Below are 11,023 nucleotides of genomic sequence, written 5' to 3' on the forward strand. Positions count from 1 at the left end.
GGGGGTTGCTGTCTAAAAATTAGTACTTAGTAGTACTAAAATGGTTAAAAAAATTACTTTAGCAAGGCTGCTAAAGCATGAAACGCATGTGTAACGGTATTTGGATTCTGGCTGGCATGCTGCAAAAATAAAGCTCCTTCTATCGTAGACAGCATAAGGGCGGCGGTTGGTTCGACCGGCAAGTCGGGCTTGAGCTCTTTGCGCGATATTCCCTCGTGCAGCAACTGCTCAATAAAGGAAAGCTGGCTTTGGAAAAAACGGCGGAACTGCTCGCTGAAGGGGCCGTTATCCAGCGGTGCCTGCGTATAGAGAGTCAGAAAGGGGCAGCCGCCAAGGCAGCGTGCATCCTGCTCGGTCAATAGCCAGGCGAGCTTAGTCAGACGCTCAAGTACAGGCAGATCATTTTGTCTGCCAATTTGCTCGAACAAGCTTTCGTATTGGTTAATCATTCGTTCAATAATGGCGGACAGCAGCTCTTCTTTGCTTTTGAAATAATAATAGATGTTCGTTTTGGACACTTTGCTGGCAGCTACGATGTCATCCATGCTCGTAACCAGATAGCCTTTGCTCAAAAATAACTGTTGGGCCGCGTGCAAGGCGACCTCGCGGTTGGATTGTTTTGTTTTCATATTAGTACTGTATAGGACTAATTTTAATTTGTCAATGCTTGAATATACGCAGATATTTGTAATAGGGACCTTAAATAATTGTTAAGTTAATGTTATATATAGTTACATAACTAGGTATAAAGTCACTTGTTCAATTTATTTATGTGAGATAATATAACGCAATAGAGATTATAATATAGTTAAAGTGGAGGGAACCAAGATGATGCTGTCTATTAAAAGGATGACTGTTTTTTCGCTTTCTGCCATTATCGCACTGATTACATTTATTTCCCCTGTAGGAGCTGCCGAGGCTGCTATTCAGGCCATTGCTTTTCCAGAGGTACCTGCTTCCTTCCAGAAATCGAAGCTGCCTAACATTTTGGTTATTGGTACAGGCGGTACAATTGCTGGACAATCGACGGATGAGACAAGCTTTCAAACGTACCGTGCGGGTACGCTTTTAATTAAAGATATGGTGAAAAGTCTGCCGAATCTGGATAAGATGGCGGACGTTGAGACTGTGCAATTTGGCAACAAAGGCTCATCGGCTTATCTGATGGACGATCTGGCAAGCCTGTCGATGACGGTGGATGCAGCGTTGAAGAAATACGATGGTGTCGTCGTTACGACGGGTACGGATACGATGGAAGAGATCGGTTATTTCCTCGACCTTACGGTTCGCAGCTCGAAGCCGGTTGTTATTACAGGCTCTATGCGTCCGTGGACGGTAATCGGAAGTGATGCTCCGGCGAATCTGTTCAATGCCATCAAGCTGGCGGCCAGCGGCAAGACGAAGAAATTCGGCACCGTGCTGATGCTGAATGATGAAATTCATGCTGTGCGTGAAGTGACGAAAACAAATGCACTTCGTCTCGATACTTTCGAATCGCCTGGATTTGGTCCGCTAGGCTACATTGACGAATCAATTATTCAAATTTACCGTGTGCCGACAAGAGCGCTGAAAACCGATGCAGAGTGGGCGACACCATTCGATCTGTCTAAGCTGCCGAAGGCAGGCTTCTCGAAGGTCGAAATTGCTTATTCGTATCAAGGGGCTGGCGGTGAGGCCATTAAAGGCTTTGTAGACGGTGGTGCAAAAGGGATTGTTACAGCGGGTACGGGAGCTGGCGGCATTTCCGCTGCAATGAGAGAAGAGCGTACGAAAGCGATTGAAAAAGGCGTGATTTTCGTAACGACGACAAGAACCGGATCGGGCAATATTTACGGCGGCAGCGAGGGGATTTTGGCAGGAGATAATTTGAATGCGGCTCATGCTCGTATCCTGCTTATGCTGACTCTGACGTACACAAGCGATTTCCCGACTATGCAAAAATGGTTCACCGTTTATGGTGCGCTGGAAGTGCCTGAAGCTACAGCGGTGAAAGCTGCTGCGTAATAGAAAGTATTTAGACGAGGGTTGAATAAATAAGACGGAAGGATAAAAGCCTGGGAGATCACAATCTCCTGGGCTTTTGTTTTTTTAGAAATATACACATGTATGAGTTATACCCTTGTACGTGCTTATATAACACCAGCGGAACGGCAGCTTCACCGCCAGAGGATGACGGTGGCTGTGGGCTTTTTTAGAATTTGCATATAAATGTAAAAAGTGATATCATAAATATATCAAATTAATACTAAGGGGTGTGCTGACAGATGAAGGAGTTCAAGGCTTGGCATGTGAATGGATTTTTGGCATTGCTGGTTGGCGTATTGTCGCTTATTGGGGGTGTTATTCTGATTTTGTTTGGCGCATCGGGCGCACAACCGGACTTTCTTTCGATTATCGCGGGTGCATTGCTGATTTTTGTTTTTATTATCGCGGCCTCCTCGCTGACGATTGTGCAGCCGAATGAAGCGAAGGTCATTACCTTTTTCGGAAAATATATCGGTACGGTCATAAGTGCGGGGCTGTGGATGACGCTTCCGCTGACGAACAAGCAGAAGGTATCGCTTAAAGTGCGCAACTTTAACAGCCATACGCTGAAGGTCAATGATGCCGACGGCAATCCGATTGAAATTGGTGCGGTTGTTGTTTTTAAAGTAACGGATACGTCCCGTGCAAGCTTTGATGTCGACAATTATGAGCGTTTCGTGGAAATTCAAAGCGAGACGGCTGTTCGCCACACGGCAGCACAGCACCCTTATGATACGCATATGGATGAGAACGCGATGTCTCTGAGAGGCAATTCCGAGGAAGTGGCAGAGGAACTGCTCAAGGAGCTGCAAAGCAGGCTTGCGGTTGCAGGGGTTGAAGTCATAGAAACTCGGCTGACGCATCTGGCCTACGCGCCGGAAATTGCTAGTGCAATGCTGCAAAGGCAGCAAGCGACAGCGATTGTGGCGGCTCGCCAGAAAATCGTTGAAGGCGCGGTTGGTATGGTGGATGCGGCATTGAAGCAATTGGAGGATAGCGGAATTGAGCTGGACGTGGAGCGGCGTGCGGCGATGGTCAACAATCTGATGGTGGCGATCGTATCGGATCGTTCTGCCACGCCGGTCATTAACACCGGGTCTTTGTACACGTAGGGAGCTGTCGATAATGGGAAAAGAAAAGAAAGCTTTTCCGCTCCGACTGAATCCTGACATTCACCGTGCTCTGGAGCAATGGGCTAATGAGGAATTTCGCAGCGTCAATGGTCATATTGAGTTTTTGCTCCGCGAAGCACTTAGTCGTTCGGGCAGGCTGCCGAAGCCGCGGCCAGCCGAGCCTCTGGAAAACGCCGGTGAGTCTAGGGAATAGAGAGAAGCAGATAATGAGCTTGAATATAGGCGAGAAATAAAGCCAAACAGCAGCTGCCGTCAAATGGTGATGGCGCTGCTGTTTGGCTTTGTTTGAGGTTGGTAAGTCCCTGGAGTAAGGGTCATTGAATGAGCACTGCCGCCTTGTAACTTTTTTGCAGAAGAAAACGTCGTTAGCTATAAATTTCCTGGCAGGAAGATTATTGCTATGGGCCAGCAAACGGATATTGCGGATAGTGAAAATGAGGCTGCCCGACCCAAATTGGAGTTGCTTGATCTCGCAGACCAAGAGCGATTTATTTTGCTGAAGTACAATTGTGCCAATAAGCGATGCTCGACTATTTTGGTAAAGGAACATGATTCCAAAGTAGAGAGCGTTGGTTTGGCGGATGGCATTTTTCAAGATTATAAGCTTTCCCCCGAGAAAAACAAGCTGCTGTTGAGATATGGCTACAATGAGGGTGGACAGGTTATTAGGCATGTGTTGTTTGTTGTTGATTTGGTGCAGATGAAGGTCGTTCCTTATGAGAGTGCGGAGATGAGCAAGGAGTATATGTACACGCCAACTTGGCCTGTCGTCGACTACCAGTGGATGGATAACAATCAGTTTTGGGTGGAGTCTGCTGATTTACAAAACTGGAGGGAATATCAGCGAGCAAGTAGTCTAATGTAAATAAATCTAACATATAAATTGACAAACCATAAAAAATTACGGTATTCTAATAAAAAATGTTAGGTTATCTAACGATGAGGGCGGCGGCTATGACAAATACGCCGCCAGCCCGCTTGCTGGATTGTAAGCGGGGCAGGCGGTGTAAATTGAACGTTTCATAAAGCGATTTTTCTGTCGCAGCGTATTGTCGTAATGGGAGCTGGACCTGTACGAATTTTAAAGCAATTTGAAGTGGATTTGCCTTCAGAGCGCTTGCCGGAGGTGCGTGAGCACAAAGCGTTTTTAGCTTTAAAGCGGAAGCATGCCGAACTGCTGAGGCGTGATTGATTGATTTTAAAGGAGGAGTTAATAATGGAGAAGCTGACTAGGGCTGTGCTGGAAGAGGATCGGAAAGATCAGCGTAATTTTCCTACTGCCGAGGTTCTCAAGGCTCGTCCCAAAATGATTGCGGCTATGACTTTGCTTGCTACCGTCATGTTATTTAGGCATCCTGCCGCTCTTAATGGAGCAGCGGGATGTTTTACTTTTCGAGGAGAAGGGAAAAATGCGAAGGCAGACGGTGGGCAAGAGATACAGGTCTAACCACTACGTACAGGGATATTAACCCGCTGGAACTAGGAAATAAGTCGGGGATTGAGCTGCCCGCCGTCTTTCAGGAGTGCTGAAAGGCGGTGTTAATGCAGGGGATGCAGAGGGTAAAATAGTTTAAAGGGTTGCTGTTCAAGGTTCGTGCATAAGAAATTGGGAGCGGATGAATACTATGGTCAGATTCACAGCAAACGCATTGCCTAGCCTGATCAAGTAGAGAACGATCCTTCGAGTGGCGGCCTTCGTCATGCATCGGAAAACGACTGCTTCAGCATTCGAGGATTCCCCTGTTAGCCGTGTTTTTTAAATATAAGACTTTATAAGTTCCTGCTTATAACCCGCTTATATTTCAGTGCAAAACGAGCCTTTGCCGATAAATGACGGCGATAGCCGTTTACGCTATTAGACAGGCAGTTCGTACCCAGTAGACTTAAAATCCTCTAGGAAAGTGGGGCAACATGAAATGAAAGCAACTGGAATTGTACGCCGCATTGATGATCTTGGGCGTGTAGTTATTCCGAAGGAAATTCGCCGGACACTACGCATTCGGGAAGGTGACCCGCTTGAAATATTTGTAGATCGCGATGGGGAGGTTATTCTTAAGAAGTACTCTCCGATTGGCGAACTTGGGGATTTTGCCAAAGAATACGCAGAATCATTGTTTGAGAGCACGAATCATGTGGCGCTCATCTCTGACCGGGATACGATTATTGCGGTAGCCGGCGCTTCCAAGAAAGATCTGCTGGACAAGCAGGTGGGGCCGATACTGGAAAGCTGCATGGAGAACCGCAAAGCTATAGCTGAAACGACTCCTGGTGCTTATGAGATGATTAAAGATATAAGCGACACTTTCTCGGCCTTCGTTGTAGCGCCGATTATTGCAGGCGGAGACCCGATTGGTACGGTTGTGCTGCTTAGCAAGGATGATGCTGTGAAAATGTCGATTATGGAGCAAAAAATGGCAGAGACTGCTGCGGGCTTTTTAGCGAAGCAAATGGAGCAGTAAAACAGGTCGTCCCATCAAATGCAAAAGCCCGGTGCAAGCAGCGAGTTTAGCTGTTTAAGCACCGGGCTTTTGTGTGATTGTGATAGCTGGGTACTGGTTGTCTGAGTATAGATGAGCTCATTTTATTCTGGAATTTAAAAAGCGTCATCGTCTTGAACGGCGAGCTTGCCTGCATAAAGCAGCTTGAAATATTTGTAGGCGAATATACAAAAAGCAATTAAAAAAACGAGTTGTTTAATCAGCATAGGCACAGGAATGAAGTCGGAAACGATCCAAACATCGAGCAGGACGGTGAACACGATGATTCGGGTCATAACCTTTGCTCGCAGCTCCGTCCTGATCCATTTTTTCACATGTAAAAGAGCGATTCCGCCGCCCAGCATCAATAGGAGCCAAATGAAAAAAATGTCTTTATTCAGCGAGTAGCCGAATAAGGAGCCATAAAGGAGTGATGAGGCAATGCCGGAGAATTTATGCAATTTTTGTTCGTTGGCAGTTAAATGGTAATAGGTTCGTTTCATTATTAAATTTAAGGATTTTTTCAAATCAACTCTCCACCTTTCGGGCTGTAGAGGCTGTTAATCAAATGAATAATTGGTGAGTGTGAACCTTTCTGAGTGATTTATACCTCATATTCCCAATTTGGGGGATGGAAATGTACGATTGTCGACTTTTTTGTAGTTGCGGCGCCTTCTTTAGTATACTAATGGGAGAAGCTAATTGTAGGAGAGTGTGAGAAAAATGAGTGAACCACATATTACGGTTGTCGGTCTTGGTTCTGGCGACGCCGATCAAATGACGCTAGGCGTATGGAAAAGGCTCCAGCAGGCTGCTCGCATCTATGTCAGGACGGAGCAGCATCCGGCGATATCGCTGCTTAAGGAGCATCAGCTTGCTTATACCTCGTTTGATTCGGTGTACGAGAAGCATGATACGTTTCCTGAGGTGTATGAGGACATAGCGGCTTCGCTGTTATTAGAGGTGCAATCGTCGCAGGGAGAGGTCGTGTACGCCGTTCCGGGGCATCCGATGGTTGCAGAGCGCACGGTTCAGCTTCTTCGCGAGCGCTGCGCGGATACAGGCGTGCAGCTCGACATTGTTGGTGGAGAAAGCTTCTTGGATCAAGCGTTTATTCGACTTGGCATTGATCCGATCGAGGGCTTTGCGCTGCTGGATGCCGCAGAGCTTCAGCCTGCGATGCTTCAACCGCGCGTACATACGATTATTGGGCAAATTTACGATGCGTTTACTGCATCAGACGTAAAGCTGGCTCTAATGGAGCGTTATCCTGATGATTTCGAGGTTGTCATAGGTCATGCACTCGGCGTTGCTGGCGAGGAGCAAATTATTCGCGTGCCGCTCTATGAGCTGGATCGTACACCGGGCTTTGGCAATCTTTCGCTGCTGCTTGTGCCGCGTACGACGGAGGATGCGGTGCTGAACCGTTCTTTTGACCGGCTGCACGAGATTGTTGCGATTTTGCGCAGCCCTGAAGGCTGTCCGTGGGATCGGGAGCAAACACATTCATCTATCCGCAAAAACTTTATCGAAGAGCTGTACGAGGCGCTTGAAGCGATTGATAATGATGATCCGGACGCTATGCGCGAGGAGTTTGGCGATGTGATTTTGCAGGTGATGCTGCATAGCCAGATGGAGGAGGAGACAGGCGCGTTCACCGTCTATGATGTCATTGAGACGCTGAACGAGAAGCTGTTGTTCCGCCATCCCCATGTATTTGGCGCCAGCAGTGCCACGGATGCTGATGAGGCGCTAGGCAACTGGGAGCAGATGAAGGCTGAGGAGAAGGAGCGCAATGGTACAGCTGCCAGCCGTCAATCTCAGCTGGATGGCATTCCGCCAGACCTTCCAGCGCTGATGAAGGCCTACAAGCTTCAGAAGAAGGCGGCGAAGGTGGGGTTTGACTGGGATGACCTTGGGCCTGTACTGGACAAAATCCAAGAGGAGCTCTCCGAACTTCGCGAAGCGATTGCCTCGAAGGATGAGCTGGAGCAGGCGGGCGAGCTGGGCGATTTGCTGTTTGCCGTCGTCAATGCAGCGAGATTCATTCATGCCGATCCCGAAGAAGCGCTGACGATGACGAACCGGAAGTTCAAGTCGCGTTTTGCTTATATTGAAGAGCAGCTTCGTATAAACAACAAAACATTTGACCAGACTGATTTAACAGAAATGGACCGCTGGTGGGAAGAAGCAAAGCGACAATAGGGGACGCGGTTCGCTAAGTGAAGCGAGGATTCCGCACTTTTCGAGAAAAAAATTTGTGGTCAGTGGCAGGAATTCATGTCAGCAAGCAGAATAAGTTAACTTCGTAAGTGTAACAGTTTTAGACTATCACGAACGTACATCGTACTAAGCGGCTATACCACTAGCTAAGCTTATCATTAGGAGGATTTTAAAATGAACAAAACTGATTTGATTAACAACATTGCAACAAAAAGCGGTTTGACTAAACGCGATGTAGAGGCTGTTCTTAACGGCTTTCTTGGTGAAGTAACAGATGCTCTTGCTGGTGGAGACAAAGTACAATTGATCGGCTTCGGTACTTTCGAAACGCGCACACGCTCAAGCCGTGTTGGCCGCAACCCACAAACAGGCAAAGAGATTAACATTCCAGAATCCAAAGTTCCTGCATTTAAAGCAGGCAACAAGTTGAAAGAAGCTATCCAGTAATTCATGCGTCTGGATAAGTTTCTCAAAGTATCCCGCCTGATCAAGCGGCGCACGGTCGCTAAGGATGTGTCCGAGCAGGGACGCATCTGGATCAACGGACGCGAAGCGAAAGCAAGCAGCGCCGTAAAGGTTGGGGATGAGCTTGCTATCCAATACGGGCAGAAGACAGTAACCGTTCGAATCGAGCGAATTGCCGAAACGACCCGCAAGGATGAAGCCGGTGAGCTCTACACGGTGCTGAAGGAAGAACAGCGTCCGCGTGACAATGATCTTGAATGGCAATAATGCATAGCAAGGGCCGTTCCCGGATTTTATCGTGCGGGAACGGCCTTATAAATTATAAAGATAGCTAGTTAGTGGCTGCTTTCATGAAAAGATATTGCTTAAAATAACATGTAGAAATAGATCCGCTCCCATGTGAGCAATCATTGCGTACTCTAAGCCCTTTTTCCAATACAGAAATCCAAACCAAATACCAAGTATGCTATTTAGCACAATGGCTCTGAGGACTAAGAGTAGCGTCAACTCCCCGAAGACCGTCGCGGTTGCAGGCAGGTGTCCAATGCCGAATAAAACGGACGCAAGCACTATACTCACCCATAGGATCACAGCAGAATCGGCGTTGTTTTTTCTACGGAATATTTTCGCTAGAAGCCATACGATGAGCGTCATGGTAAACAAACGCAGCATGATTTCTTCGGTTAAACCGCCATAAAACATAGTCAAAAGCCCTTGCCACCAATAGGCTTCAATGGGTTGAATGCTCGACAGGTCTATATTGGGCACTAATATGAAATGATCGAGAAAAACGACAAGTAAGGTCAAGAAAAAACTGATTGTCAGGCTTAAGAGAATCCATTTGGAGGAAAAGGGTGCTTTTGCCGTTTTGTATACCCATGAACGTATATGTGGTATGTCTAATCCTGTTTTTTCCTGAAGCTGTATTCCAGCAAAAGTAAGGAGAAATAGCATAGCAATTTGCTGTAGCAGGCTGAATGCTATAATGATTGATATAGGAATTGGAATTTCCGGAATAGCGGTGCTTTGCAGCAAGGAAATTTGATTGGGAACATTGAACAATATGCCTAATGCACCCAAGGCGGTTATAACCAATATTAACCTCAGGTTTTTCTTCATCTTTTTTCACCTCAGCATGGTCATTATTTATATGAAAGTAAATAAAACGAGACCTAATGCAAAAACGAAAGGGGCTACAAGGAAAGCCCAAGCCGCGGGACGTCCGAAGTTGACGGTCCAACCATTCCCCCCCAGTCGTTCGACAAACAAAGCTGAATCATCCTTATTAAAATAAAATAAGCCCATTTTCCAGTATTTCTCCAGTTCATCATAGGGTTTATCATGAGGTGTAGGGATTTTCTCTAATAACTCCACGCTCTTCTTCGCTTTAATGGATGTCACAATCGCCCCGGCAATAATGAGCAGCGGGAGTATCAAAATGAGCCAGTCCACCCAACCCGAATCAATAACCTGAATGATGGAGCATTGAATAACGGTATTAGTTAGAACTACTAAAATAGTAATGACATGAAGAAAAATAGCATGAGCGCGTCGGAATGTTTTTTGTTGATTTTGGGAAGCGGCTACATCCTGGAGATTCAGCTGTTTTTTACTACGGATAATGCCCTCATGAATAAAAAACATCATTAAGGTAATCCCTATTTGAACGAATGTAGTAGCAAACACAATCCCGATGGATTTATCGCCTACTTTGTCAACCTCTCCGTTAGAATTATAGTGAAGAGGAATCTGATTCGGTATGCTGTCATAATATCCGGCCACAGCTATCGTATTAATAACAATGATTAAGACAGGGATTAAATGCCACAATCTTGAAACGGTCAGTCGATTTCTGTGCGAGGTATCAACGCCGATACGCGATGAGAGCTGCGTTCTCCAATTTTGTGCGGTTTTTAATACCTTCACCTTTTTATGCGTATTTCGGTAAATGAGTACATGTGCAGCTAGATATACGGGTATTGCAACCATTAATGAAACAGGGACTGATACAATACTCAACACAGCTGATAGAATTGAAACGATTGCGATCATGCTTCCTGTTGTCGTGCTCTTGATAAAATAGCTTCTCCGAATATCTTTAATGGCCTGATGTGAGATGAATTCCGAAGGAATTCGTATTCCAAAATGAATTAATGGATTAGAAGATAGGGACCATCTTGGCCCGAATACGGTTACACTTACTACGATTACCCAAGTAACAATTAGAAACGTCAATATTAAAGTGTTCATATATGGTTCTCTCCCTTGAATTCTTTTATATTGCGATATAGTTCATTAACTAAGCTTTGAAGCTGCTCTTCGGATATTCCCTTGCAAATAGCGCTAGCAACGACGGGGCGAAGTGATTCGATTAATAAGGGTCTATATTGACTAATCAATGAGGTTGGGGGCATTGATTGAATGATAACCCCTTTACGTTGATGCATTTCAATAAAATCGCCTTGTTTCAGCAAGTGGTAGGCTTTATTAACGGTATGCATATTAATGCCGATATCGCTAGCCATTCTTCGAACGGAAGGCAGCGACTCCCCAGGTTGGAGCATGCCTTTAGCTATTCCTTCAATAACTTGATTTACTAGCTGGATATAAATAGGGACCTCTGATTGCATGTCAATGTGTATAATCATCAAGTACACCCCCTTGACTATTGGTTAAAATGGATAGAATGAAGAAGTCTGT

14 protein-coding genes are annotated in these 11,023 nt (G+C 45.9%); 9 read left to right on the plus strand and 5 right to left on the minus strand.

The genetic code is table 11. The features are described from left to right. Positions 1–53: 53 nt before the first annotated feature. Entirely contained in the window at positions 54–629 is a 576-nt protein-coding gene (locus V5J77_RS00305; RefSeq protein WP_338553822.1) for a TetR/AcrR family transcriptional regulator, read from the minus strand. Between the two features lie 199 nt (positions 630–828). Here V5J77_RS00305 and V5J77_RS00310 point away from each other — a divergent pair, with 199 nt between their 5' ends. The 6 genes from V5J77_RS00310 (at position 829) to spoVT (ending at position 5,617) form a co-directional block, all read left to right on the plus strand. Further along, positions 829–2,004, plus strand: coding sequence for an asparaginase (locus V5J77_RS00310; protein WP_338553823.1), 1,176 nt, complete (start codon positions 829–831; stop codon positions 2,002–2,004). Between the two features lie 260 nt (positions 2,005–2,264). After that, positions 2,265–3,137, plus strand: a complete 873-nt coding sequence (locus V5J77_RS00315; RefSeq protein WP_338553824.1) for an SPFH domain-containing protein — start codon at positions 2,265–2,267, stop codon at positions 3,135–3,137. A gap of 13 nt (positions 3,138–3,150) precedes the next feature. After that, entirely contained in the window at positions 3,151–3,351 is a 201-nt protein-coding gene (locus V5J77_RS00320; RefSeq protein ID WP_338553825.1) for a hypothetical protein, read from the plus strand. Between the two features lie 207 nt (positions 3,352–3,558). Next, positions 3,559–4,023, plus strand: a complete 465-nt coding sequence (locus tag V5J77_RS00325; RefSeq protein ID WP_338553826.1) for a hypothetical protein — start codon at positions 3,559–3,561, stop codon at positions 4,021–4,023. Positions 4,024–4,374: 351 nt separating this feature from the next. Next, positions 4,375–4,605, plus strand: a complete 231-nt coding sequence (locus V5J77_RS00330) for a hypothetical protein (protein ID WP_338553827.1) — start codon at positions 4,375–4,377, stop codon at positions 4,603–4,605. Positions 4,606–5,074: 469 nt separating this feature from the next. Continuing rightward, the gene (gene spoVT / locus V5J77_RS00335) at positions 5,075–5,617 is read left to right on the plus strand and encodes a stage V sporulation protein T (protein WP_338553828.1); all 543 of its coding nucleotides are present in this window, start codon (positions 5,075–5,077) and stop codon (positions 5,615–5,617) included. Positions 5,618–5,751: 134 nt separating this feature from the next. On the opposite strand, the gene V5J77_RS00340 is transcribed toward spoVT, so the two are convergent. Further along, the gene (locus V5J77_RS00340; RefSeq protein WP_338553829.1) at positions 5,752–6,162 is read right to left on the minus strand and encodes a hypothetical protein; all 411 of its coding nucleotides are present in this window, start codon (positions 6,160–6,162) and stop codon (positions 5,752–5,754) included. Between the two features lie 196 nt (positions 6,163–6,358). Between V5J77_RS00340 and mazG the strand changes: the two genes are divergently transcribed. From mazG to V5J77_RS00355, 3 genes are all read left to right on the plus strand, one after another. Continuing rightward, positions 6,359–7,840 carry a nucleoside triphosphate pyrophosphohydrolase gene (gene mazG, locus V5J77_RS00345; RefSeq protein ID WP_338553830.1) on the plus strand — a complete coding sequence of 494 codons (1,482 nt, stop codon included), beginning with the start codon at positions 6,359–6,361 and terminating at the stop codon, positions 7,838–7,840. Between the two features lie 192 nt (positions 7,841–8,032). Beyond that, a complete protein-coding gene (locus V5J77_RS00350) occupies positions 8,033–8,305 on the plus strand; it encodes an HU family DNA-binding protein (protein ID WP_046234423.1) in 273 nt (90 codons plus the stop codon). Positions 8,306–8,308: 3 nt separating this feature from the next. Beyond that, positions 8,309–8,590 carry an RNA-binding S4 domain-containing protein gene (locus V5J77_RS00355; protein ID WP_338553831.1) on the plus strand — a complete coding sequence of 94 codons (282 nt, stop codon included), beginning with the start codon at positions 8,309–8,311 and terminating at the stop codon, positions 8,588–8,590. 81 nt (positions 8,591–8,671) lie between these two features. On the opposite strand, the gene V5J77_RS00360 is transcribed toward V5J77_RS00355, so the two are convergent. The 3 genes from V5J77_RS00360 to V5J77_RS00370 are packed head-to-tail and all read right to left on the minus strand — an operon-like array spanning position 8,672 to position 10,971. Further along, a complete protein-coding gene (locus tag V5J77_RS00360; RefSeq protein WP_338553832.1) occupies positions 8,672–9,442 on the minus strand; it encodes a CPBP family intramembrane glutamic endopeptidase in 771 nt (256 codons plus the stop codon). Between the two features lie 27 nt (positions 9,443–9,469). Further along, complete coding sequence (locus tag V5J77_RS00365; protein WP_338553833.1) at positions 9,470–10,573, minus strand: DUF1648 domain-containing protein; 1,104 nt, start codon at positions 10,571–10,573, stop codon at positions 9,470–9,472. Next, positions 10,570–10,971: a GntR family transcriptional regulator gene (locus V5J77_RS00370; RefSeq protein ID WP_338553834.1), complete on the minus strand. Its 402-nt coding sequence runs from the start codon at positions 10,969–10,971 to the stop codon at positions 10,570–10,572. Before V5J77_RS00370 ends, V5J77_RS00365 begins: the two co-directional genes overlap by 4 nt. Between the last annotated feature and the right edge of the window lie 52 nt (positions 10,972–11,023).

The sequence above is a fragment of the Paenibacillus sp. KS-LC4 genome (genome assembly GCF_036894955.1).
In the GTDB taxonomy this organism is placed as follows: domain Bacteria; phylum Bacillota; class Bacilli; order Paenibacillales; family Paenibacillaceae; genus Pristimantibacillus.

Excerpts from the sequence above, each read along its gene's own strand:
- spoVT (WP_338553828.1), top strand. The coding sequence starts at position 5,075 with ATGAAAGCAACTGGAATTGTACGCCGCATTGATGATCTTGGGCGTGTA.
- V5J77_RS00320 (WP_338553825.1), top strand. The coding sequence starts at position 3,151 with ATGGGAAAAGAAAAGAAAGCTTTTCCGCTCCGACTGAATCCTGACATT.
- V5J77_RS00360 (WP_338553832.1), bottom strand. The coding sequence starts at position 9,442 with ATGAAGAAAAACCTGAGGTTAATATTGGTTATAACCGCCTTGGGTGCA.
- V5J77_RS00370 (WP_338553834.1), bottom strand. The coding sequence starts at position 10,971 with ATGATTATACACATTGACATGCAATCAGAGGTCCCTATTTATATCCAG.
- V5J77_RS00330 (WP_338553827.1), top strand. The coding sequence starts at position 4,375 with ATGGAGAAGCTGACTAGGGCTGTGCTGGAAGAGGATCGGAAAGATCAG.
- V5J77_RS00365 (WP_338553833.1), bottom strand. The coding sequence starts at position 10,573 with ATGAACACTTTAATATTGACGTTTCTAATTGTTACTTGGGTAATCGTA.
- mazG (WP_338553830.1), top strand. The coding sequence starts at position 6,359 with ATGAGTGAACCACATATTACGGTTGTCGGTCTTGGTTCTGGCGACGCC.
- V5J77_RS00350 (WP_046234423.1), top strand. The coding sequence starts at position 8,033 with ATGAACAAAACTGATTTGATTAACAACATTGCAACAAAAAGCGGTTTG.
- V5J77_RS00315 (WP_338553824.1), top strand. The coding sequence starts at position 2,265 with ATGAAGGAGTTCAAGGCTTGGCATGTGAATGGATTTTTGGCATTGCTG.
- V5J77_RS00325 (WP_338553826.1), top strand. The coding sequence starts at position 3,559 with ATGGGCCAGCAAACGGATATTGCGGATAGTGAAAATGAGGCTGCCCGA.
- V5J77_RS00305 (WP_338553822.1), bottom strand. The coding sequence starts at position 629 with ATGAAAACAAAACAATCCAACCGCGAGGTCGCCTTGCACGCGGCCCAA.
- V5J77_RS00310 (WP_338553823.1), top strand. The coding sequence starts at position 829 with ATGATGCTGTCTATTAAAAGGATGACTGTTTTTTCGCTTTCTGCCATT.
- V5J77_RS00355 (WP_338553831.1), top strand. The coding sequence starts at position 8,309 with ATGCGTCTGGATAAGTTTCTCAAAGTATCCCGCCTGATCAAGCGGCGC.